Annotated in this window: 19 protein-coding genes and 2 pseudogenes; 10 read left to right on the forward strand and 11 right to left on the reverse strand. The window is 69.7% G+C overall.

Going from position 1 to position 22,603, the window contains the following annotated elements:
* The first annotated feature begins 74 nt into the window (after positions 1-74).
* Positions 75-866 (forward strand): prepilin peptidase, encoded by a 792-nt coding sequence (locus ACQEVG_RS24875; RefSeq protein ID WP_432987602.1) that lies wholly within the window; start codon positions 75-77, stop codon positions 864-866.
* Between the two features lie 90 nt (positions 867-956).
* Entirely contained in the window at positions 957-2,510 is a 1,554-nt protein-coding gene (locus tag ACQEVG_RS24880) for a DUF2079 domain-containing protein (RefSeq protein WP_432987604.1), read from the forward strand.
* On the opposite strand, the gene ACQEVG_RS24885 is transcribed toward ACQEVG_RS24880, so the two are convergent.
* Positions 2,488-3,642, reverse strand: coding sequence for a winged helix DNA-binding domain-containing protein (locus ACQEVG_RS24885; protein ID WP_432987606.1), 1,155 nt, complete (start codon positions 3,640-3,642; stop codon positions 2,488-2,490). The genes ACQEVG_RS24880 and ACQEVG_RS24885 overlap by 23 nt on opposite strands.
* 134 nt (positions 3,643-3,776) lie before the next feature.
* Between ACQEVG_RS24885 and ACQEVG_RS24890 the strand changes: the two genes are divergently transcribed.
* Positions 3,777-4,130, forward strand: coding sequence for a winged helix-turn-helix transcriptional regulator (locus tag ACQEVG_RS24890; protein ID WP_432987608.1), 354 nt, complete (start codon positions 3,777-3,779; stop codon positions 4,128-4,130).
* A 222-nt stretch (positions 4,131-4,352) separates the two neighbouring features.
* Here ACQEVG_RS24890 and mgrA read toward each other — a convergent pair whose 3' ends face one another.
* Positions 4,353-5,429 (reverse strand): L-glyceraldehyde 3-phosphate reductase, encoded by a 1,077-nt coding sequence (gene mgrA / locus ACQEVG_RS24895; RefSeq protein WP_432987610.1) that lies wholly within the window; start codon positions 5,427-5,429, stop codon positions 4,353-4,355.
* A 185-nt stretch (positions 5,430-5,614) separates the two neighbouring features.
* Between mgrA and ACQEVG_RS24900 the strand changes: the two genes are divergently transcribed.
* The 5 genes from ACQEVG_RS24900 (at position 5,615) to ACQEVG_RS24920 (ending at position 11,307) form a co-directional block, all read left to right on the forward strand.
* On the forward strand, positions 5,615-6,376 hold the full coding sequence (locus ACQEVG_RS24900; protein WP_432987612.1) for an isoprenyl transferase: 762 nt from the start codon (positions 5,615-5,617) through the stop codon (positions 6,374-6,376).
* A gap of 298 nt (positions 6,377-6,674) precedes the next feature.
* Complete coding sequence (locus tag ACQEVG_RS24905; RefSeq protein WP_404724333.1) at positions 6,675-7,997, forward strand: PhoH family protein; 1,323 nt, start codon at positions 6,675-6,677, stop codon at positions 7,995-7,997.
* A gap of 389 nt (positions 7,998-8,386) precedes the next feature.
* The gene (locus tag ACQEVG_RS24910) at positions 8,387-9,079 is read left to right on the forward strand and encodes a transglycosylase SLT domain-containing protein (protein WP_432987614.1); all 693 of its coding nucleotides are present in this window, start codon (positions 8,387-8,389) and stop codon (positions 9,077-9,079) included.
* A gap of 129 nt (positions 9,080-9,208) precedes the next feature.
* Positions 9,209-10,561 carry an AI-2E family transporter gene (locus tag ACQEVG_RS24915; protein WP_432987616.1) on the forward strand — a complete coding sequence of 451 codons (1,353 nt, stop codon included), beginning with the start codon at positions 9,209-9,211 and terminating at the stop codon, positions 10,559-10,561.
* Complete coding sequence (locus tag ACQEVG_RS24920) at positions 10,558-11,307, forward strand: hypothetical protein (RefSeq protein WP_432987618.1); 750 nt, start codon at positions 10,558-10,560, stop codon at positions 11,305-11,307. Before ACQEVG_RS24915 ends, ACQEVG_RS24920 begins: the two co-directional genes overlap by 4 nt.
* Before the next feature lie 100 nt (positions 11,308-11,407).
* On the opposite strand, the gene ACQEVG_RS24925 is transcribed toward ACQEVG_RS24920, so the two are convergent.
* Together ACQEVG_RS24925 and ACQEVG_RS24930 are read right to left on the reverse strand one after the other, a co-directional pair.
* On the reverse strand, positions 11,408-11,941 hold the full coding sequence (locus ACQEVG_RS24925; RefSeq protein ID WP_432987620.1) for an alkyl hydroperoxide reductase: 534 nt from the start codon (positions 11,939-11,941) through the stop codon (positions 11,408-11,410).
* 6 nt (positions 11,942-11,947) lie between these two features.
* A complete protein-coding gene (locus ACQEVG_RS24930) occupies positions 11,948-12,502 on the reverse strand; it encodes a peroxiredoxin (RefSeq protein WP_432987622.1) in 555 nt (184 codons plus the stop codon).
* 131 nt (positions 12,503-12,633) lie between these two features.
* Between ACQEVG_RS24930 and ACQEVG_RS24935 the strand changes: the two genes are divergently transcribed.
* Complete coding sequence (locus ACQEVG_RS24935; RefSeq protein ID WP_432987624.1) at positions 12,634-13,599, forward strand: LysR substrate-binding domain-containing protein; 966 nt, start codon at positions 12,634-12,636, stop codon at positions 13,597-13,599.
* A 38-nt stretch (positions 13,600-13,637) separates the two neighbouring features.
* Here ACQEVG_RS24935 and ACQEVG_RS24940 read toward each other — a convergent pair.
* The 5 genes and pseudogenes from ACQEVG_RS24940 to ACQEVG_RS24960 form a co-directional block, all read right to left on the reverse strand.
* Positions 13,638-14,234 (reverse strand): annotated as a pseudogene (locus ACQEVG_RS24940) (ABC transporter permease); the annotation flags it as partial.
* A pseudogene (locus tag ACQEVG_RS24945) lies at positions 14,200-14,586 on the reverse strand (ABC transporter ATP-binding protein); the annotation flags it as partial. The pseudogenes ACQEVG_RS24945 and ACQEVG_RS24940, both read right to left, overlap by 35 nt.
* Positions 14,583-15,107: a PadR family transcriptional regulator gene (locus ACQEVG_RS24950; RefSeq protein WP_432987626.1), complete on the reverse strand. Its 525-nt coding sequence runs from the start codon at positions 15,105-15,107 to the stop codon at positions 14,583-14,585. The gene ACQEVG_RS24950 and the pseudogene ACQEVG_RS24945, both read right to left, overlap by 4 nt.
* Positions 15,108-15,237: 130 nt before the next feature.
* Entirely contained in the window at positions 15,238-15,456 is a 219-nt protein-coding gene (locus ACQEVG_RS24955; protein ID WP_432987628.1) for a hypothetical protein, read from the reverse strand.
* Positions 15,453-16,388, reverse strand: coding sequence for an SPFH domain-containing protein (locus tag ACQEVG_RS24960; RefSeq protein WP_432987630.1), 936 nt, complete (start codon positions 16,386-16,388; stop codon positions 15,453-15,455). The genes ACQEVG_RS24955 and ACQEVG_RS24960 overlap by 4 nt, the downstream gene beginning before the upstream one ends.
* Before the next feature lie 269 nt (positions 16,389-16,657).
* Here ACQEVG_RS24960 and ACQEVG_RS24965 point away from each other — a divergent pair, with 269 nt between their 5' ends.
* Positions 16,658-18,880 (forward strand): transglycosylase domain-containing protein, encoded by a 2,223-nt coding sequence (locus ACQEVG_RS24965; protein ID WP_432987632.1) that lies wholly within the window; start codon positions 16,658-16,660, stop codon positions 18,878-18,880.
* A 113-nt stretch (positions 18,881-18,993) separates the two neighbouring features.
* Here the strand turns inward: ACQEVG_RS24965 and ACQEVG_RS24970 are convergent, their stop codons facing one another.
* Together ACQEVG_RS24970 and ACQEVG_RS24975 are read right to left on the reverse strand one after the other, a co-directional pair.
* On the reverse strand, positions 18,994-20,457 hold the full coding sequence (locus tag ACQEVG_RS24970) for a catalase (protein WP_432987634.1): 1,464 nt from the start codon (positions 20,455-20,457) through the stop codon (positions 18,994-18,996).
* 103 nt (positions 20,458-20,560) lie between these two features.
* A complete protein-coding gene (locus ACQEVG_RS24975) occupies positions 20,561-22,411 on the reverse strand; it encodes an ATP-binding SpoIIE family protein phosphatase (protein WP_432987636.1) in 1,851 nt (616 codons plus the stop codon).
* Positions 22,412-22,603: the final 192 nt, after the last annotated feature.

Below are 22,603 nucleotides of genomic sequence, written 5' to 3' on the forward strand. Positions count from 1 at the left end.
ATGGGCCCTGGACCGTCAGGAGTGGGCCCCAGGGCCCATGACCGGACCCGGACCGGCCGCCTACGCTCGCTGCCGTGTACGTCACGCTGATCGCCGTCGCCGCCCTCTGGGGCGCCGCCGCCGGGCTGCTCGTCCCGCGCGCCGCATACCGGCTCTCCGTCGAGCCGGAGGAGGGGTGGCGGGACGCGTGCCCCGCCGGGCACCCCTTCACCGGGCCCGCGCGGGGCTGGCTCGGCGGCTTGTCGTGTGCCGCCTGCGCGGTCCGTGCCACGGCCGTTCCGGTCCGCACGGCCGACGGCCCGGCGACACGAGAGCCCGACGCGCCCACCCGGTACACGGTCCCGCTCGTCACCGCCGTCAGCTGCGCCGTCCTCGCCGCCGCCACCGGGCCGCGCCCCGAGCTGACCGTCTGGCTGCTGCTGACGCCCTTCGCCGTGCTGCTTGCCGTCGTCGACCGCACGGTCCACCGGCTGCCCGACCGGCTCACCCTCCCGCTCGCCGCCGCGGCCGCCGCCCTGCTGGGGCTCGCCGCGCTGCTCCCCGGTGCCGCGGGCTCCTGGCCCGCCGCGTTGCTCGGCGGGCTCGTCCTCGGCGTCGCCTACCTCGTGCTTTTCCTGATCCACCCGAACGGAATGGGCTTCGGCGACGTCAAACTCGCCCTCTCGCTCGGCGTCGTCCTCGGCTGGTACGGATGGACGGTCCTCTTCTTCGGCGCCTTCGCCGGGTTTCTGCTCGGCTCGCTGTACGGCCTCGGCCTGATGGCCCTTGGCCGCGCCGGCCGCAAGACGGCGATCCCGTTCGGGCCCTTCATGATCGTGGGGGCGCTGTGCGGTCTGTTGCTGGGAGCCCTCGCGGCGACGGGGTAGCACCCGCCGACGCACGGCGCGGCGACGCGCTTCCTCATCGAGCCGGTCAAGCCCGTCCAGCGCCGTCAGGCCCGTCTAGCATCCGGATGCATGCGGACATTTTCTGACAATGCGGCGGCGCGACGTGGACTGCTGCGGTCCCCCGTCCCCGCCCCTTCGCCGGAACCCGGATCCCGCCCGACTGCCCGCTTTCCCGCCGTCCTGCTCCCCTGGAGCTGGGCGGCGGCGTTCTTTCTGCTGTACGCCACCGTCGCCGTACGGCGCCATCTGCTGCTGCGCACCACCGGATACGACCTCGGCATCTTCGAGCAGGCCGTACGCGCCTACTCCCAACTGCGGCCGCCCATCGTGCCGTTGCGCGGCGACCAGTTCAATCTGCTCGGCGACCACTTCCACCCGGCGCTCGCCGTCCTTGCCCCTCTCTACCGCCTGTGGCCGTCGCCTCTGTGCCTGCTGCTCGCCCAGTCCGCGCTGCTGGCGCTCGCCGCCGTGCCGCTCGTGCGCTGGGCCCTGCGCGTGCTCGGCCGCCGTCCGGCGCATGCCGTCGCCCTCGGCTACGGCCTCAGCTGGGGCATCGCATCCGCCGCCGCCTTCGACTTCCACGAGGTCGCGCTCGCCGTGCCGCTGCTCTCCTTCGCCCTGGAGGCGCTGGGCCGGCGCCGCTGGGTCCCGGCGGCCGCCTGGGCGGCCCCGCTGGTACTGGTCAAGGAGGACCTGGGGCTCACCCTCGCCGCACTCGGGTGCTACGTCGCCTGGAAGGGCCCGCGCCGGCTCGGCGTCGTCACCGCGGCGGCCGGCCTGCTCGCGTCGGCGATCGAGATCGAACTGCTGCTGCCCGCCTTCAATCCGGCGGGCGGCTACGCCCACGGCGACAACCTCGCCGAGGGCACACACAGCTCGCTGCTCACCACGATCGCCTTCGCCCCTATCGACGCGCTGCGTCCCGACATCAAGGCCATGACCCTGATCCTGGTCTTCGCGCCGTCCGCGCTGCTCGCCCTGCGCTCACCGCTCGCGCTGCTCGCCCTGCCCACGCTCGCCTGGCGGATGCTGTCCCAGAACGGCTTCCACTGGGGCACGTCCTTCCACTACAGCGCCGTACTGATGCCGGTCGTCTCCGCCGGGCTCATCGACACGCTGGGGCAGTGGCGTGGTGCGGACCATCCGCTCGCCGCCCGCCACATCCGCGCCTCGCTCGTCACGGTCCTCGCGGTCACCGTCGTGATGCTGCCGTCGTTCCCCCTCGCCCAGCTGGCCCAGCGCGCCACCTGGCACACCACCCCCCATATCGGGGCCGCCCGCTCGCTCCTCGCGAAAATCCCCGACGGCGCCACCGTCGCGGCCTCCAACCGCCTTGCATCACAGCTCACTTCACGGTGCGAGGTGGTCCTCTTTCCGACTTTCCCGGTCGACGCGCGGCTCTATGAGTACGACACGGAGCGGCTGCCCCGCCCCACCGCCGAGTGGATCATTCACGACAGCAGGGCGCCCGAGGCCTGGCCGTATCGCACGGGCCACTGGCCCTACCCGCCCGGGCAGCAGGCCACCGAACTCGCCCTGGCGCAGCGCAAGTACGGCTACGAGCGCATCGCCCAGCGCGAAGGCATCACCCTGCTGCGTCTCAGGCATGCGGCCCGACCGTGAGCCTCCCCACCGTCAAATCGGCCCGGCCTTCCAGGACTTCGCCGACCCTTCGCACCTGCTGCGCCAGCTCGCGGCGCCCGGCGGCGGAGGCCGGCCAGTCCCCGATCGGCTCCACCGTCACCGCGATCCGCCGCCCGGACCGCCGCTGGTGCCAGACGCCGGCGACGGTCCCGTCCACCAGCACCACCGGGTAGTTCCCGGCCTGTCCGCCGGCCAGCGCCCGCTCGTAGGCGGCACCGGGGAAGAGCAGTTCGCGGGGCTGGGAGGCGATCGTGTACGCGTCGAAGTACGGCAGCAGCCGCACGCCCTGCGGCGGCGCGTCGGGGAAGGCGGTGTCATCGGCCGCCACCCAGGCCGGGCCGCCCTCGAACGCCACCTCCTCGATCGTTCCCTCGCCCGCCAGCGTGGTGAACAGCTCAACAGCCCAGTTCTTGGACGTGGCAAGCCACTTGGCGAAGTGCTGCGGCGTCGCGGGCCCGTAGGCGTGCAGATAGCGCCGTACGAGCTCCGAGAGCGCGGCGGCCGGCTCCATGGGGGTCACGCCGGGGCTGGTGTACGTCACTTTGCGGCCGCGGTTGGGCCCGAAGGCAAGCACCCCGCGGTGCGCGGCCGTGTGCGTCATCTGCCGCCAGCGCGGCCACTTGTCCTGGAAGGCGTCCATCACCCGGTCACCGGCCCAGGGCCCGGTGCGCGCCACGATCGCGTCCGTCAGCTCGTCGATCGTCAGTTCGGCACCGGCGAGTGCGTCCCCGATGGCCGCGACGACCTGGTTGGTCTGCTCGGCGGTCATCCGTACATCCGCGGGCATCGGGCTGGCACCGGACGGGATCGCGGACAGCGCCCCGGTCCACAGCGGCAGGTCCGCCGTGGCCAGCAGATGGACCGTGCCGCGCGGTCCGTACGTCTTCACCAGGCTGCGGTCCGTCCACAGCGCCTCGCGCACATCGGCCCGGGTCGCGCCGCCGTGCAGCCGCAGCGCGAGGGACAGCTCGGCGGCGGACAGCACCTGTGCGTGCCCGCCGAGCATGGCGGCCGCCATCGCGGCGGGGGAGCTCTTGGCGGGTTCGGCCAGCCCCTGTCGCGCCAGCCGGCGGGCGTTGGCCTCTGTCCACGTCACACTGTGCGTCGTCATGGGACGACTCTAGGATCGAATTAGGCCAGTATCTGTCCGCATTGCCGCTTGGCTCGCACCCATACCCCCCGTACGGTGGTGTACTGGCGAAACGGTAAGTGTCGCCAAGTGCCGTACGGCGTGGAGGAGTTGCGGTGGCCAAGGTCAAGGCTTCCTACCGCTGCGGCCTCGACGCGGCCGTGGACGTCGTGGGCGGAAAGTGGAAGCCCCTCATCCTGTGGGCGCTGCACGACGGGACGTACCGCTTCGGAGAGTTGAAGCGCCGTGTCAGCGGCGTCAGCGAGAAGATGCTCATCCAGCAGCTGCGCGAGCTGGAGGCGGACGGCATCGTCCATCGCGAGGTCTACCGCGAGGTCCCGCCGCGCGTCGAGTACTCCCTCACCGACCTGGGCCGGGCGCTCAACACCGCTCTGCTCCCGCTCGGCGAGTGGGGTGACACCTTCATGGAGCGGATTCTCGCCAACAAGACCCAGCAGCCGGTGGCCTGACCCGCCGTCAACCTGACGCCCGTATTCGGGGGTCGCTCTTGTGGGGTACGCCTCCGGCAGCAGGCCGCTGGTGACTGCCCGCTGTCCACCGAATCCGAAGCGTGGTTGCGGCATGGCGTTGCACCCAGCAGGACTTACGACGGGTTATGGTGGAAACCCCCCCTCGGGCCGGTCCGTATCCCCCCCACGGACCGGCCCGTTTTCTCTTCCCGGCCCCGCACGTCAGCTCCGCCCGGCCCAGAGGTTGGTGCCCTCGGTGTCGACCGCGAAGGTGTCGATCTCCTTCAACTCCTCGGCGCTCAGCGGCGGTCCGGTCGGCGCCGCGACATTCTCCTCCAGCTGCTGCACGCTGGACGCGCCGATCAGCGCGGAGGTCATCCGCGGATCCCGCAGCACCCAGGAGAGCGCCAGCTGGGCGAGCGACTGGCCGCGGGCGGCCGCGATGTCGTTCAGCCCCCTCAGCCGTCGCAGGACCTCGCCGGAGAGCAGGTCCGGGTCCAGGGACTTGCCCTGGGTGGCCCGGGAGCCCTCCGGGATGCCCTTGAGGTACTTGTTGGTGAGCAGGCCCTGCGCGAGCGGCACGTAGGCGATGCATCCCATGCCGGCGCTCTCCAGTGTGTCGAGCAGCCTTCCCCCAGACTCCGTCCGGGGGGACCCCCCTCTCGCTGCGCTCCCCTCAATCCAGCGATTGATCATGGAGTACGAGGGCTGGTGGATGAGGGCGGGGACGCCCATCTCCTTCAGCAGCCGGGCCGCCTCGGCACTCTGCTCGGCGTTGTACGACGAGACGCCCACGTACAGCGCCTTGCCCTGCCGTACGGCGGAGGCCAGCGCGCCCATCGTCTCCTCGAGCGGAGTGTCCGGGTCGAAGCGGTGGGAGTAGTAGATGTCGACGTAGTCCAGCCCCATCCGCTTCAGGGAGGCGTCGAGGGAGGAGAGCAGATACTTCCGCGAACCCCACTCGCCGTAGGGCCCGGGGTGCATCTCATAGCCCGCCTTGGTCGAAATGACCAGTTCGTCACGGTATGGCGCAAAGTCCTGCGCAAAGATCTTGCCGAAATTGAGCTCGGCCGAGCCGGGCGGCGGACCGTAGTTGTTCGCCAGGTCGAAGTGCGTCACCCCCAGGTCGAAGGCGCGGCGCAGGATGGCGCGCTGCGAGTCCAGGGCACGGTCGTCACCGAAGTTGTGCCAGAGACCGAGCGAGATCGCGGGGAGCTGGAGTCCGGAGCGGCCGCAGCGCCGGTACTCCATCGACGCGTAGCGATCCGTGTCGGCTCGGTAAGAAGGGGTATCAGTCACGCATCCCTCCTTATCACGGACTTGTGACAGACCGGGTTGGGCCGCTGTGGCCCGTGCGCAGTACTGTGGCGGCTTCGGGGACTGCGGCCCGGAGGGGTCTCAGGCGGTGCCGCGTCTCGCGGGGGCCGGCCCCGGAACCCCGCCAGGGGACGGACAATCCCCGACGGAACCGAGAGGTGGACTCAGTGAACTTGCGCGACCTGGTGTACGGGCTCTACGCACGCCGGGTGGAAGGCCGACTCGACCACGCCCAGGTGCCCAAGCACATCGGCGTCATCCTCGACGGCAACCGTCGCTGGGCGAAGGCCTCCGGCGGTACGGCCGCGCAGGGCCACAAGGCCGGGGCCGACAAGATCTCCGAGTTCCTCGGCTGGTGCCACGAGACCGATGTCGAGGTCGTCACGCTGTGGATGCTGTCCACGGACAACTTCGACCGGCCCGAGGACGAGCTGATCCCGCTCCTCGGCATCATCGAGAACACGGTCCGCGGCCTCGCCGCCGACGGCCGCTGGCGCGTCCACCACGTCGGCACACTGGACCTGCTGCCCGCCCGCACCCAGTCCGTACTGAAGGAAGCCGAACAGGTCACCGACGGCATCGACGGCATACTCGTGAACGTCGCCGTCGGCTACGGCGGCCGCCAGGAGATCGCCGACGCGGTCCGCTCCCTCCTGCTGGAGCACGCCGACAAGGGCACGAGCTTCGAGGAGCTCGCCGAGATCGTCGATGTCGAACACATCTCCGAACACCTCTACACCCGTGGCCAGCCCGACCCGGACCTGGTCATCCGCACCAGCGGTGAGCAGCGTCTGTCCGGCTTCATGCTCTGGCAGAGCGCCCATTCGGAGTACTACTTCTGCGAAGTTTTCTGGCCGGCCTTCCGCAAGGTCGACTTCCTGCGTGCGCTGCGCGACTACGCCGCACGCCACCGCCGCTACGGCGCCTGACGCGAGACACGCGCGACTCCCGCGCACCCGCGTGAGTGCTGTCACCCCCTGTTCACCCACGCGCCGTCATATGCCATGGCATGGCTGCGCTTGTTCGAGGGAATACCCCTTCCAGAGTGAGTGGCACGGAGTCCGCTCACCCGGGAGGCCCTTTGCACCAGGACGACCGTGCAGTACCTGTACGGACGACGCGGAGGGCCGGTGCTCGGCCCGCGCAGCGAGGCCCGAGCCCGGCCCCATCCCCCCGCGACGCCGTCGCAGTCGCACCCCGACCTCATCCGAGGGGGTACGTCCTTCCGTGGTGAACAGCACAAAGCGCCGCATGCCCGACAGGCGCACCTACGTTCTCGACACCAGCGTCCTGCTGGCCGACCCGAACGCCCTGAGCCGCTTCGACGAGCACGAAGTTGTGCTCCCGATCGTGGTGATCACGGAGCTGGAGGCCAAGAGGCACCATCCGGAACTCGGCTATTTCGCCCGTCAGGCGCTTCGCCTGCTGGACGACTTCCGGATCCGGTACGGACGCCTCGACGACCCCATCCCCATGGGCGACCTCGGCGGCACGCTCCGTGTCGAGCTCAACCACTCCGATCCCGGCGTCCTTCCGGCCGGCTTCCGATTGGGGGACAACGACTCACGGATTCTGGCGGTAGCGCGCAATCTGCAGGCCGAGGGGTACGACGTCACGGTCGTCTCCAAGGATCTGCCGCTGCGCATCAAGGCGTCCTCCGTCGGCCTGCTGGCCGAGGAGTACCGGGCAGAGCTCGCCATCACCGACTCCGGCTGGACCGGCATGTCCGAACTGCCGCTGTCCGCCGAACAGGTGGATCTGCTGTACGGAGAGGACACGCTGTACGTTCCCGAGGCGGCCGAGCTGCCGGTGCACACCGGCCTCGTCCTGCAGTCCGAGCGCGGCAAGGCGCTGGGCAGGATCACCGCCGAGGGCAATGTCCGGCTGGTGCGCGGCGACCGGGAGGCCTTCGGCATCCACGGCCGCAGCGCCGAGCAGCGCATCGCCCTCGATCTGCTTCTCGACCCGGACGTCGGCATCGTCTCGCTGGGCGGGCGGGCCGGCACCGGAAAGTCGGCGCTGGCTCTCTGCGCCGGCCTGGAGGCGGTCCTGGAGCGCAGGCAGCACCAGAAGGTGATGGTCTTCCGGCCCCTGTACGCGGTGGGCGGGCAGGAGCTCGGCTATCTGCCCGGCACCGAGGCCGAGAAGATGAGCCCCTGGGCGCAGGCGGTCTTCGACACGCTGTCGGCCGTGGCGGGCCGCGAGGTGATCGAAGAGGTGCTGGGGCGCGGCATGCTGGAGGTCCTGCCGCTCACTCATATCCGCGGCCGCTCGCTGCACGACGCGTTCGTCATCGTCGATGAGGCCCAGTCGCTGGAACGGAACGTCCTGCTGACTGTTCTGTCCCGTATCGGGGCGAATTCCCGGGTTGTGCTCACCCATGACGTGGCACAGCGGGACAATCTGCGCGTCGGCCGATATGACGGAGTCGTCGCGGTTGTCGAGAAGTTGAAGGGCCATCCGCTCTTTGCGCATGTCACCCTCACCCGCTCCGAGCGCTCGCAGATCGCCGCGCTCGTGACCGAAATGCTGGAGGACGGCCAGATCTAGTACGGAATACGACAGTTGGCGCCGCCCGGCAGAGCGCAAGAGCGTAGCCGGGCGGCGTCGTGCTGTCCGCCGCTTTCTCCAAAACTCCTGGCGTAAACGGGGTGTGAGCTTTCACACGCAACGAAGAATTGCCTTGCGGCGTCGGCTTCCGGCAGAGTCTTGCTTCCGTCAGGCCCCGCATACGACACACCAGCACCACTCGGTGCACCGCACCACACAACTCAAGACCCGCCGTCGTGTGCCGCCCGAGAGCATCATGCGGCTTCTTCCGTGAGGGAGTTGCCCACCGGGTCCGCGCCTCCCGTGACCCAAGCAGTAGGGAGGCCAGCGCCAGGGGCACGATCGCGCTCGCAAGGTCACCGAAGCGGGCGATGCTGGAAGGAAACCGTGTGAGCCGGATCTCGGTCCGGGGATTCGCGGTGGCATCTGCCACTGCGGTCACCACCGTCGGCGCCGTCGTGGGCGTTGCGTCGGGCACTACGCAGCCCTCGAACGACAACCTCGAGGCTACGGCGGCCGACGCGACTCTCCTCGCGGACATACCCATGGGCCAGCAGGCCCAGGTTCAGGTCTCGTCACTGACGCAGCAGGCCGAAGCGCAGGCCGCTGCCGCGGACGCGGCTGCGAAGAAGTCTGCCGAGGAAGCCGCCCGCGTTCAGGCTGCCAAGACCGCCGAGGCGAAGAAGCAGGCCGCCGAAGAGGAGGCCGAGCGCAAGCGCGAGGACGCGGAGGCGCGTGCCAACCGCGACTCCCTGCGCGACGCGTCGAGCTTCTCCGCGAAGAGCTCCTACACCGTCGCCGAGGTCAAGGCGATCGCACGGCAGATGGTCCCGGCCGACCAGTTCCAGTGCTTCAGCAACATCGTGAACCACGAGTCCACCTGGAACTACCAGGCGCAGAACGCCTCTTCCGGCGCTTACGGTCTCGTTCAGGCGCTGCCCGGTTCGAAGATGTCCTCGGCCGGTGACGACTGGCGGACAAACCCGGCAACCCAGATCAAGTGGGGCCTGAACTACATGAACAGCCGCTACGACAGCCCCTGTGGCGCGTGGTCGTTCTGGCAGGCCAACCACTGGTACTAGGCCCAGCCCGGGTTCGCCCCCCGCTCAACTTCACGCAGCCCCTCGCCGTCCTACGGTGGGGGGCTGCGTGCGTGTACCGTCGGTCCGGAAAAGCTCCCGGGGGGAGTGGTGGGGGGAAGAGGAAAGATCATGTCACGACTGCCAGGATGGCTCGCCGGGCTTGGCGCCGGGCTGACCCGGATCAGCGAGCGCCTGGACGAGCGCCGCCACGAGGCCGAGGCGGACGACGTGCCCGACGTCGCCGTCGTCCCGGCGGCCCGGGACAGCGTCCCGCCGCCGCCCGCCTACGCCCCCACCGTCGCGGCCCGTCCCGATCCGGTCGCCGCGATCCCCTGGGGCATGCGCGTCGCCGCCGAGGCCGGCTGGCGGCTGCTCGTACTGGCGGGCACGCTCTGGGTGTTGATACGCATCATCAGCGCGGTACAGCTGGTGGTCCTCGCCTTCGTCGCGGCGCTGCTCGTCACCGCGATGCTCCAGCCCACCGTCGCCCGGCTGAAGAGGCTGGGTCTGCCGCGCGGTCTGGCCACCGCGGTCACCGCGATCGCGGGCTTCGTCATCATGGGCCTGGTCGGCTGGTTCGTGGTCTGGCAGGTCATGGACAACCTCGACAATCTCTCCGACCGGGTCAGGGACGGCATCGAGGAGCTCAAGCGCTGGCTGCTGGACAGCCCGTTCCATGTCACCGAGCAGCAGATCAGCGACATCGCGAAGAACCTCAGCGACACCATCGGGACCAACACCGAGGAGATCACCTCGGCGGGTCTGCAGGGTGTGACGGTGATGGTGGAGGTTCTCACCGGGATACTGCTCGCGATGTTCTCCACGCTCTTTCTGCTGTACGACGGGCAGCGCATCTGGCAGTGGGTGCTCAAGCTGGTGCCGGCACAGGCCCGTGAGGGGGTCGCGGGGGCGGGGCCGCGCGCCTGGCGCACGCTGACCGCGTATGTGCGCGGCACGGTGATCGTCGCCCTGATCGACGCGATCTTCATCGGACTCGGCATCTACTTCCTCGATGTGCCGATGGCCGTGCCGCTCGCCGTCTTCATCTTCCTGTTCGCCTTCATCCCGCTGGTCGGCGCGGTCATCTCCGGTGCGCTGGCGGTGGTCGTCGCGCTGGTCACCCAGGGCGTGTTCACCGCCCTGATGGTGTTGATCGTCGTCCTTGCCGTGCAGCAGCTCGAGGGCCATGTGCTGCAGCCCTTCATCCTGGGCCGGGCGGTGCGGGTGCATCCCCTCGCCGTTGTCCTGGCGGTCGCGGCGGGTGGCCTGACCGCGGGGATCGGCGGCGCGGTGGTGGCCGTACCGCTGGTGGCCGTCACCAATACCGTCGTCGGCTATCTGCGCGCGTACGGCCAGGAGCAGGCGCTGCGCGGCGCGGCGGTGGTCGAGGCCCCTCCGACGGCTGCGCCGACGCCTGTCACGGCGTCCGGGCCGACCGGGTCGGACGCATCGGGTGCGGTGGCCGCCGAGGGGCGCGAGTGATATCCGAGCCGGAACTGGTGGGGGAGGACGAGCCGTTCGGCGTCGCGGAGATCCCCGGCCCGCGGACGGAGCTGAACGCCGAGCCCGAGACGGTCGGAACGGACGACACCCCCCGCCTTCGGCGGCCGCCGCTCAAGGCCGGGCTGTGGGTGCTCTCGGGTGCGGTGGCCGCGTCGGCGCTGTGGGCGGGTGGTCTGTACGTATACGAGAGGCCGGACCCGGATGTCGGCGCGTACCGGACCAGCCGCAACCTCTGCGTCGAGACGGATCTGAAGGCGCTGTTTACGGCACTCGGCGAGGTGGAGACGCCGACGCCGACCGGGCGCGAGCACGAGGGCATGGACGTGGCGTCCTGCTGGATCACGCTGCGGGACAGCACGCGGAAGCAGTCGCCCGAGTCCATGCCGGCGAGCGCCTTCCTCACCTACACGCTGCACAAGAAGACCGACCCGGGGCCGGAGTTCGAGGCAAGCGTCGGCTCGCAGACGACGGCGCTGTTCGGCGGAGAGACCGTGGTCAAGCTGGAGCGGGCCCAAGGAGTCGGCGAACGCGCCTTCTTCGTGCAGGCCGAGGGCGACGACTCGCCCGTCCTCCATGTGCTGGACGGCCAGGCGGTGCTGACGCTCGGCGTCATGGCGGGCAGTTCGCCGGGGCCGGACGGCCAGGAGGCGCCGACGGATCTGTCGGGGATCAAGCCCTTGATGATCCAGGACATGAGGGATCTGATGGCGAAGCTGCAGAGCTGACGGGGGAGACGCGGGCGCCCGCATTGCTCTGCTGTCCCCCACGGCAAAAGGGCGCCCCCGCCCGGCTCCGAGCCGGGCGGGGGCGCCCTTCCGCACAGGATTACTGCGCCAGCGCGGCTTCCGCGTCCAGCGTCGTGCCCACCGCCTGGAGTACCGCGGCGATCTTGAAGGCTTCCTGGATCGTCTCGCGGTCCACGCCCGCCTTGCGCAGTACCTGCTCGTGGGAGTCGAGGCACTGGCCGCAGCCGTTGATCGCGGAGACGGCGAGCGACCACAGCTCGAAGTCGACCTTCTCCACACCCGGGTTGCCGATGACGTTCATCCGCAGACCCGCGCGCAGCGTCCCGTACTCCGGGTCCGACAACAGGTGCCGGGTCCGGTAGAAGACGTTGTTCATCGCCATGACGGCGGCGGCCGACTTGGCCGCGGTGTACGCCTCGGGGGAGAGGTTCGCCTTCGCCTCGGGCTCGAGCTCGCGCAGCACCCGCGGCGAGCGCGAGGCGATCGCGCAGGCCAGGACGGTGCCCCAGAGCTGCTGCTGCGGCAGCTCGCTGTTGCCGATCACCGAACCGAGGTTCAGCCGCAGGTCCTTGGCGAAGTCCGGTACCGCCGACTTCAGTTCATCGAGAGACATCCGGGATCACTCGCCCGACAGGAGCGCGGCCGGGTCGAGGGTGTTCTCGCCCTTGTTCCAGTTGCACGGGCACAGCTCGTCGGTCTGCAGGGCGTCCAGCACCCGCAGGACCTCCTTGGGGTTACGGCCCACGGAACCGGCGGTCACCATCGTGAACTGGATCTCGTTGTTCGGGTCGACGATGAAGACGGCGCGCTGCGCGAAGCCGTCCTGGCCCTCGATGCCGAGGTCGCGCATCAGCTCGTGCTTGGAGTCGGCCATCATCGGGAAGGGCAGGTCACGCAGGTCGGCGTGGTCCTTGCGCCAGGCGTGGTGGACAAACTCGGAGTCGCCGGAGAAGCCGAGGATCTGGGCGTCACGGTCGGCGAACTCGTCGTTCAGCTTGCCGAAGGCCGCGATCTCGGTGGGGCAGACGAAGGTGAAGTCCTTGGGCCACGCGAAGACGACCTTCCACTTGCCCTCGTAGGACTTGTGGGTGATCTCCTCGAACTCCTTGCCGCTCTCCAGCGAGACGCAGGCGGTCAGTTCGAACGTGGGGAACTGGTCACCAACAGTGAGCACGCGCTCTCCTTGCGGATGAGAAGCCCCTTTTGGGGGCTTCGTGGGGGTTGGACGGATTCTTGATCCTGTCACAGGGTCTATTGATCACGGAAATAGCTAGACTGGGTCAGCGTGATCGGAGGTACCTATCAGTGGCCGTAGTGCATGGCGCCACGGGCGTCGGCCCCAGAGGCAAGCAGCCCAGCCTGGCGCAGCTGCGCGCCTTTGCCGCCGTGGCCGAGTGTCTGCACTTCAGGGACGCGGCCGCGGCGATCGGAATGAGCCAGCCTGCCCTGTCCGGCGCGGTCTCGGCGTTGGAGGACGTCCTCGGCGTGCAGCTGCTGGAGCGTACGACCCGCAAGGTGCTGCTCTCGCCGGCCGGTGAGCGGCTGGCGGTACGGGCCAAGGCCGTCCTCGACGCGGTCGGTGAGCTGATGGAGGAGGCAGAGGCGGTGCAGGCCCCCTTCACCGGGGTGCTCAGGCTCGGGGTGATCCCGACCGTCGCGCCCTATCTGCTGCCGACGGTGCTGCGGCTGGTCCACGAGAAGTACCCGGACCTCGATCTGCAGGTCCATGAGGAGCAGACCTCCTCACTGCTCGAAGGACTCGCGGGCGGGCGGCTCGACCTGCTGCTGCTCGCCGTGCCGCTCGGCGTGCCATTCGTCACCGAACTCCCGCTGTTCGACGAGGACTTCGTCCTGGTCACGCCCGAGGACCACTGGCTGGGCGGCCGCGAGGACATCCCCCGCGAGGCGCTGAAGGAGCTCCATCTCCTGCTCCTCGACGAGGGGCACTGCCTGCGTGACCAGGCGCTCGACATCTGCCGGGAGGCGGGCCGGGCGGACGGTGCCGCGGTGACCACCACCGCGGCGGGCCTGTCCACCTTGGTACAGCTGGTCGCGGGCGGGCTCGGCGTGACGCTGCTGCCGCGGACCGCCGTGCAGGTGGAGACCGGACGCAACGACCGCCTGGTGACGGGGTACTTCGCGGATCCGGCGCCGACGCGGCGGATCGCCCTGGCGATGCGCGCCGGTGCGGCACGCCAGGGCGAGTTCGAGGAGTTCGCCGAGGCCCTGCGGGACGCGATGCGGCCGCTGCCCGTACGGGTCATCGGCTGACCGCTCCGTACGCGGGCGACCACCCCATACGCAGGCGGCTACTCCGTACGCAGACCGTCGGGGCGCATCAGGCGCCACAGCGGCGGCAGGCTGAGCAGCGTCACCAGCGCGATCAGTCCGCCGCCGACCCCGACGATCGGCAGGAAGGCCCACCAGTCGGCGACCTGCTTGTCGACCAGTTTCAGCAGGACGAGCCCGAGCCCGATGCCGCCCGTGACCGCCAGCGCGAGCCCCAGCGCGATCGGCACGGCCGTCTGCCACAGCACGGACCAGCTCAGAGTGGCGCGCCGGGTGCCGTAGGCGACCAGCACCGACAGCAGCCGCTTGCGGTCGCGGAGTTGCTCCAGCGTGGAGACGAGCATGGACGCCGCGATCAGCAGCATTGTCGCGGTCGCGCCCACGAACAGACCGGTGCGCACGCTGGAGAACTGGCTGTCACGCTCGAAGTTCTGCAGCGTGAAGACGTGGGTGACCGGATCGATGGCCGCCGCGGTGTTCCGCGCGTACTCGGCCGCGTCCGGCACCGTCGGGTCGAGCTGGATCATCGCTCTGGCCGTGGGCTCCTTCAGTTGTGACACATCGATGGTGGACGGCGTGGCCATCCATCCACTCCTGCGCGGTGCGCTCGGCGGCCTTGCGCCTGACGCCGGTGAGCCGCAGGGGCAGGGCGACGTTCTCCGTACAGCTCAACTCCGGTACGAGCTGGCCGAACTGGAAGACGAAGCCGAACTCCGTACGGCGCAGGGTGCTGCGCTCGGCGTCCGACATCGCGGTGAGGTCGCGTCCGCCGTAACTGATCGACCCGGCGTCCGCCCGCACGATCCCGGCGAGGCAGTGCAGCAGGGTCGACTTGCCGGAGCCGGAGGGCCCCATGACGGCGACGACCTCGCCGGGGTGGATGGAGAAGGACGCGCCGTCGAGGGCGGGGGTGGGGCCGTACGCCTTGTGCAGATCGGCGGCGACGAGGAGGGAGCCCGCGGGGGTCATCCGCGCACCGCATTCTCGAGCTGACCGAGCCGGGCGGCGGTCAGCTCCAGCCAGCGCAGATCGGCTTCGAGGTGGAAGAGGGCGTGATCGCAGATGAGCTGGTCGGCAAGGTCGCCGCGGCGCTTGCGGTCGGTGAGGACGCGCATGAGCCGCAGATGCTCGGCCCGCTGCGTATCGAGGAGATCGGCGGCACTGCGGCCGGTGAGCAGGGCGAGGACGACCTTGGTGTAGAGGGTCGACTGGAGATACGGCTCGGGCTTCTCGGGCTGCGCGAGCCACTGCGAGACGTCGGTGACCCCGGCGTCGGTGATCGCGTACCGCTTCCGCTCGGGTCCGCCGCCGGCCTCGATCCCGTCGACCTCGACGAGACCGTTCTTCAGGAGGCGGGACATGGTCGAGTAGACCTGCCCGTAGTGGAGGGGCCGGTCGTGGCCGAACTTTTCGTCGAAGGTGCGCTTGAGGTCGTATCCGTGGCGTGGGCCGGACTCGAGGAGCGCGAGGAGGGTGTGACCGATGGACATGGAAGCACTGTACACGCGATGTATACGCCCCGTGTATACCTGGAGTGAACACGTGCGGGGGGCCGGGGGTCCCGAAAAGCAGGCAGCGGACCCGCGCCGGTCGGCGCGGGTCCGCAGGTGGTGCCGCTCGTTACTCCGGGGCCGCCGGGGGCTTCGGGGGCCGGCCCCGGCGGGGGATCGGGCGCACGCTGCCCGGCAGGCGGCCCGCTTCCGACAGGGCGCGGCGGAGGATGAACTCGATCTGCGCGTTCGTGCTGCGCAGTTCGTCCGACGCCCACCGCGCCAGCGCTTCGTACACCGCCGGGTCCAGCCGCAGCAGTACCTGTTTGCGCTCGGGGGGCGGCGTCACTGGTAGAGCGTGCCCGTGTTGAGGACCGGCTGCGCCGCGCGGTCACCGCACAGCACCACCATCAGGTTCGACACCATCGCCGCCTTCCGCTCCGCGTCCAGCTCGACGATGTCCTGCTCCTGGATCCGGACCAGCGCCGCCTCGACCATGCCCACCGCGCCGTCCACGATCTGCCGCCGCGCCGCGACCACCGCGCCCGCCTGCTGGCGCTGGAGCATCGCGGACGCGATCTCCGGCGCGTACGCGAGATGCGTGAAGCGCGACTCGATGATGTGGACGCCCGCCGCCTCCACGCGCGCGTGCAGCTCGACCGCCAGCTTCTCCGTGATCTCCTCCGCGTTGCCCCGCAGCGACAGCCCCTCCTCGTCGTGCGCGTCGTACGGGTACTCGATCGCGATGTGCCGCACCGCCGCCTCCGTCTGCGTGGAGACGAACTCCAGGAAGTCGTCCACCTCGAACATCGCCTGCGCGGTGTCCTCCACCTTCCAGACGACGACCGCCGCGAGCTCGATCGGGTTGCCGTACGCGTCGTTCACCTTCAGCACCGCGGTCTCGTGGTTCCGTACCCGAGTCGAGATCTTGGACCGTGAGGTGAGCGGGTTGACCCAGCGCAGCCCGTCCGTGCGGATCGTGCCCCGGTAGCGCCCGAAGAGCTGCACGACCCGCGCCTCTCCCGGCGCGACCGTGTTCAGCCCGCACATCGCGACGAACGCCGCGATCGCTATCACGATGCCGGCCAGGATCAGCGCCACCTTCGCGCCCGTCGCGGCGAGGGCCGACCCGGCCACGATGAGCACGACCCCGAGGGCGAGACCGACCAGTCCCAGCAGCAGGGCAAGCCCTCCACCGATGTTGTGTGCCGGAAATTCACGGACCTGTGGCGTCGGCATCTGAGGCAGGTCGTCCGTCGTTCCTGTGCTGGTGGCAGGCATGATCGCTCCCCGGTTCCGCGGTCGGCGACCATCGCCGACGCTCTAGCAGAGTGATATCACATTATCTTCTACGGCAACCCTGCGCACCTCTCGTGAGTCGGTTCCATGAGACGGGGTGCTGATTCTCACGTCCGGAAAAGGCCGGATCGGTCGCCCTTTGTCTGGACGAGCGGTGTTAGCTTTCTGAGCCGATTCCGAGCGGGTACGGGTCCGTTCCGGACCGAATCCGGCATGAGACCACAGAAGACGAAGAGCGGAGCGACGAAGCGATGGGCCGAGCGGAAGCGCGAAAGGCCCGGCAGCGCGGGGCGCGCCGGGCGAACAGAGCCAAGCCCACAGGCATACGGCGCTTCTTCACCTGGAGGAAGGTGCTGGGCACCTTCCTCGGTCTCTGCCTGCTGGTGATGGGCGCGTTCTTCGTGATCTATCTGCTGGTTCCCGTGCCCTCGGCCAACGCCCAGGCCGAGATGCAGAGCAACGTCTACAAGTACAGCAACGGCAAGATCCTCGCCCGCACCGGCAAGATCAACCGCGAGATCGTCGGGCTCGAGAAGATCCCCAAGGACGTCCAGTTCACCTTCGTCGCCGCGGAGAACAAGACCTTCTTCAAGGACTCCGGAGTCGACTTCAAGGGCACTGCCCGCGGCCTGATGAACACCATCACCGGCAAGGGCAAGCAGGGTGGCTCGACCATCACCCAGCAGTACGTCAAGAACTACTACCTGAACCAGGACCAGACGGTCACCCGCAAGCTCAAGGAGCTGGTGATCTCGCTCAAGGTGGACCAGAAGAAGGACAAGCCCGAGATCCTCGCGGGATACATCAACACCAGCTACTACGGCCGCAATGCGTACGGAATCCAGGCCGCGGCCCAGGCGTACTACCGCAAGGACGCCAAGGACCTGAACGTCGCCGAGGGCGCCTACCTCGCCGCTCTCCTCCAGGCGCCGAGCCAGTACGACTGGGCGGTCGCGTCGCCCACCGGCAAGAAGCTGGTCACCGAGCGCTGGAACTACGTACTCGACAACATGGTCGAGGAGCACTGGCTCGACGCCTCCGTCCGAAGCGGTCTGAAGTTCCCCGAGCCCAAGGCGCCCAAGGCCGCCCCGGGCATGGAGGGCCAGACCGGCTATCTCGTCGACGCCGCCAACGCCGAGCTGGAGCGCCAGGGCATCAGCGAGGAGGACATCAAGGCCGGCGGCTGGACGATCACCCTCAACATCGACGAGAAGCGCCAGAAGCAGCTGGTCAAGTCGGTGAACAAGCAGCTTGAGGAGAAGCTGGAGCGCAAGAAGGACAAGGCCGACGCGACCGTCCAGGCGGGCGCCACGTCCGTCGACCCGAAGACCGGCCATGTCGTCGCGCTCTACGGCGGCGTCGGAGCCACCGAGCACTGGCTGTCCAACGCCACCCGCCGCGACTACCAGCCCGCATCGACCTTCAAGCCCATCGTCCTCGCCTCGGCCCTGGAGAACGGTGCCGAGACCCAGGACGGCGAGAAGATCGGCCTCAACACCAAGTACGACGGCACCAGCAAGCGGCCGGTCGAGGGCAGCGACACCCCCTTCGCGCCGGAGAACGAGGACGACCAGGACTACGGCCCGGTCACCGTCCAGCGGGCGACCAACAGCTCGATCAACTCCGTCTTCGCGCAGATGATCGTGGACGTCACCCCTCAGAAGGCGAAGAAGACCGCGCTCGACCTGGGCATGAAGGACGGCCAGGGCTGGCCGGAGCGCCCCGCGATGTCGCTCGGCACGATGGGCGCCTCCACCTGGGACATGGCCGCGGCGTACGCGACCCTCGACAACCACGGCAAGAAGGTCACGCCGACGATCGTGAAGTCCGCCGAGCACGCGGTACGCAAGGCCGATCCGAAGGACCCGATCGGCGACCAGGTCATCAGCCGCGAGGCGGCGGACACCGTGACCAAGGCCATGACCGGCGTGGTGAAGAGCGGCTCCGGCACGAACGCGGCCGGTGACTACGCGGCGGCCGGCAAGACCGGTACGTCGGAGAACAACCGCTCGGCGTGGTTCGTCGGCTACACCCCCGATCTCGTCACGGCCGTCGCCCTCTTCGGCGAGAAGCTCGACGGCACCGGCCAGGTCACCCTGACCGACACCGTCAACGAGGGCCGTGCCAACGGTGGTGGCGTCCCGGCCAAGATCTGGAAGCAGTACACGACGGGCGCCCTCGACGACGAGGCAGCCGCGGACGAGTTCGACCTGGAGGTCGACGAGAGCGCGGTCGTGGAACCGGACCCGACGCCGTCGGACACCCCGTCCGCGACGCCCTCGCAGACCCCGTCGAGGTCGCCGGAGATCACTCCTTCGCAGACGCCGAGCAAGTCGCCCACCAGGACGCCGTCGAAGGACCCGACGGGGACGCCGAGCACCACGCCGTCGGTGACGCCGAGCTTCAGCCCGCCGGTCGAGCCGGGAGACGGCGACCCGGGCGGGCCGAACGGCAATTCCGTCGCCCAGCCATGACGCTCGTCAAGGCCTGACGGTCGTCTACCCGTGACGGTCGCCGAGCCCTGACGGCATGACGGTGCCCGCGGACCCGGAACCGGGTGCCGCGGGCACCGTCATGCCGAGGGGAGTCAGCCGCCGTTCACGTTGTTGCCGATACGGTCGCCGATCTCCTTGTCGATGTTGCGCCAGTACTGCACCGCCCGGTCCAGCACCGGCCGCGACACACCGTCGAGCAGATGCCCGCTGACGTTCGACACCAGCCGGTCACGGGCCGCGTCGTCGAGCACCTGGCGGACCATGGTGCCCGGCTGGCCCCAGTCGTCGTCCTCGCGGTGCGGCTTGTACGCCTCGCGCACCAGCTCGCCCGCGGCCTCCCAGCTCGCCGGCTCCCCGAAGCGCAGACGGTCGGCGGCGGGGCCGCCGTAGGAGTTCGGGGCGTACGGCCTCGCCGCGTTCGACGGGACGTACCGCATCGGGCCGTCCTTGGCGTACGAGTTGACCGGCGCATGCGGCCGGTTGGGCGGCAGCTGTGCGTAGTTCGGCCCGATCCGGTACCGGTGGGTGTCCGGGTAGGAGAAGAGCCGGCCGAGCAGCATCTTGTCCGGCGACGGGCCGATGCCCGGCACCAGGTTCGACGGTTCGAAGGCGGCCTGCTCGATGTGGATGAAGTAGTCCTCGGGGTTCCTGTTGAGCGTCATACGGCCGACGTCGATCAGGGGGTAGTCGCCGTGCGGCCACACCTTGGTCAGGTCGAAGGGGTTGAAGCGGTAGTCGGCCGCGTCCTCGAACGGCATGATCTGGACCTTGAGGGTCCACGACGGCGCGTTTGCGGACTCGATGGACTCCCACAGATCGCGGCGGTGCTTGTCCGCGTCCGTGCCGGCCAGCTCGTCGGCCTCGGCCTGGGTGAGGAAGTCGATGCCCTGGTCGGTCTTGAAGTGGTACTTCACCCAGAACCGCTCGCCCCCGCCGTTGATCCACATATAGGTGTGGGAGCTGTAGCCGTTCATATGGCGGTAGGTCTTCGGGATACCGCGGTCTCCCATCAGCCACGTCACCTGGTGCGCGGACTCGGGGGAGAGCGTCCAGAAGTCCCACTGCATGTCGTTGCTGCGCAGCCCGGTCGCCGGGTGGCGCTTCTGCGAGCGGATGAAGTCCTGGAACTTGATCGTGTCGCGTACGAAGAAGACCGGCGTGTTGTTGCCGACCATGTCGTAGTTGCCGTGTTCGGTGTAGAACTTCAGCGCGAAACCGCGGGGGTCGCGCCAGGTGTCGGGCGAGCCCTGCTCACCGGCAACCGTCGAGAAGCGGGCCAGCATCTCGGTGCGCCTGCCCGGCTGGAACAGATCCGCCCTGGTGAACTGGCTGACGTCATTGATGACTTCAAAAGTGCCATATGCTCCGGCGCCCTTGGCGTGGACCACCCGCTCGGGAACCCGTTCGCGGTTGAACTGGGCCATCTTCTCGATCAGATAGTGGTCCTGGAGCAGGATCGGTCCGTCGGCACCCACGGTGAGCGAGTGTTCGTCGCTCTCCACCGGGATGCCGACGTTGTTGGTCGTGTACGGAGCTTTGGGGGATGACTCGGTCACGAGCGTCCTCCCGTCACATAGAGGGATTCGTTCTCGCTTCGCGTGCCCCAGCCAACTCCGCACATGCGATGCCGGCAACATTTGGACAGGGTCCAGAGCTGGGTTACGTACGGGTGGGCAGCTCGAACCAGACCACCTTGCCGGTGGAGAGGCGAGTCGCCCCCCACCGCCTGGCCAGCCGGTTCACCAGGAACAGACCGCGGCCGCCCTCGTCCGTGTCCCGGGCGCGGCGCTGCCTCGGCAGCTGCGGAGAGTCGTCACCGACCTCGCAGCGCAGCACTTCCGTACGCAGCAGCCGCAGCGTCACCGGACGCTCCGCATACCGCACGGCATTGGTGACCACCTCGCTGACCAGCAGCTCCACCGAGTCGCTCAGCTCCTCCAGGTCCCAGCGGGCCAGTGCCTTGCGGGCGAGGCGGCGGGCCCGGCCGGGGGCCGCGTCCTCCGGGTCCAGGTGCCAGTACGCGACATCGCTCGGCGCGATGCCGTCGAAGCGGGCCGCGAGCAGCGCGATGTCGTCGTCCCGGTCGCCCGGGCCGAGCATGTCCAGTACGTCGTCGCAGAGGGCCTCCAGCGGCGGCGAGTGGTCGGGACCGGTCAGCTGGGCGGTGTCGGCGAGCCGCTCCCGCAGCTGCTCGATCCCCGTCCACACATCGCGCAGCCGGGACTCGACGAGACCGTCCGTGTAGAGGAGCAGGGTCGCGCCGGCCGGGGCGTCCAGCTCCACGGCCTCGAAGTCGACGCCGCCGACCCCGATCGGTGCGCCGGGCGGTACCCGCAGCACCTCGGCCCGCCCGCCCAGGTGCAGCAGGATGGGTGGCGGGTGGCCCGCGTTGGCGATGGTGATCCGGTGCGAGACCGGGTCGTACACGGCGTACAGGCAGGTCGCCATGCGGTCGGTGCCGAGCCGCTGGGCCTGTTCGTCGAGATGGTGCAGGACCTCCTGTGGCGGCAGATCGAGCCCGGCCAGGGTCTGCGCGGTGGTCCGCAGCTGACCCATGATCGCGGCCGAGGTCATCGAATGCCCCATGACATCGCCGACCACGAGCGCCACCCGGCTGCCCGGCAGCGGGATCGCGTCGTACCAGTCGCCGCCGACGCGGGCCGTCTCGGCGGCCGGCAGATAGCGGGACGCCAGCCGTACACCGGTCGGCTGGGGCAGCGAGTCGGGCAGCATGGTGCGCTGCAGCTCGTCCGCGATGTACGCCTCACGGCCGTACAGCACGGCCTTGTCGATGCCGAGGGCGGTGTGCGTCGCCAACTGGGCCGCCACCAGCAGATCGTTGGGCTCGAACCCGGCCCGGTCGGGCCGGCGCAGAAAGACGGCCGCTCCGATCACCCGGCGCCTGCCGCGCAGCGGGGCCAGTATCGCGCGATGGCCGCTCGGCACGGTCCGTCCGTCGCCCAGCAGCTCGGGCAGCGCGGCCCGGGCGGCGGCGGAGTCGCCGAAGACCGGCCGCACCCCGCGCAGCACCTCGGAGAGCGCACCGCCGGACCGCACCTCGCACAGCTCGGAGGCCGGAATGAGGTCGGTCTGCGGGTCGAGCAGGGGGATCGGCCCGGACGGGCCGAGGTCGGTGTCCTCACCGGCTAAACGGAGCCGGTCGGTGCGGCGCAGCCGTAGTACGAACGGGGAAACGGGCCGCTCGTCGCCCACCGGCAGCGGATCGCGGAGATAGACGAGGATCGCGTCGGAGAAGGTCGGCACGGTCGCCCTGCACAGCCCGAGAACGATCTCGTCCAGGTCGATCCCGCGCGCGATCCGCCGGGTGGCCGCCCCCACGAAGCGCAGCCGGTCGCCCTCGCGCCGCGCCGTCCCCGCCAGATCCTGCGGCGGCGGCCCGGGCGGCGACGGCACGGCCGAGGGGCCTGCCTCCGACCGCGGCCGGGTGCGCTCGTGCGACCGGGCAGCCAGGGGCTGCCGGCCTTCGTGGGACGTGGGCTGCTCCGTCACGCGTGGGATTCCGTCCGTCCGGGCCGGTTGTGCGATGCGATGGCCTCGTGAAGCGGTGCTGCACTCTCTCGGGGGATAACCCCCGAGCCCCCGGCCGAAACAACCGTTCTGGGGGTGGGGTCGACAGGGTGGCCGGCATCCGGCACAGCTCCACCCCCTTGAATGACTCGAGATGACTTACGGTCAGGTCGT

The sequence above is a fragment of the Streptomyces sp. CA-135486 genome (assembly GCF_050936555.1).
Lineage (GTDB): Bacteria > Actinomycetota > Actinomycetes > Streptomycetales > Streptomycetaceae > Streptomyces.

Bases quoted from the DNA above. Each gene is read 5' to 3' on its own strand.
- ACQEVG_RS24960 (WP_432987630.1), bottom strand. From the start codon at position 16,388: ATGCCTGCCACCAGCACAGGAACGACGGACGACCTGCCTCAGATGCCG.
- ACQEVG_RS24950 (WP_432987626.1), bottom strand. From the start codon at position 15,107: ATGTCCATCGGTCACACCCTCCTCGCGCTCCTCGAGTCCGGCCCACGC.
- ACQEVG_RS24885 (WP_432987606.1), bottom strand. From the start codon at position 3,642: ATGACGACGCACAGTGTGACGTGGACAGAGGCCAACGCCCGCCGGCTG.
- ACQEVG_RS24915 (WP_432987616.1), top strand. From the start codon at position 9,209: ATGTCACGACTGCCAGGATGGCTCGCCGGGCTTGGCGCCGGGCTGACC.
- ACQEVG_RS24880 (WP_432987604.1), top strand. From the start codon at position 957: ATGCGGACATTTTCTGACAATGCGGCGGCGCGACGTGGACTGCTGCGG.
- ACQEVG_RS24925 (WP_432987620.1), bottom strand. From the start codon at position 11,941: ATGTCTCTCGATGAACTGAAGTCGGCGGTACCGGACTTCGCCAAGGAC.
- ACQEVG_RS24965 (WP_432987632.1), top strand. From the start codon at position 16,658: ATGGGCCGAGCGGAAGCGCGAAAGGCCCGGCAGCGCGGGGCGCGCCGG.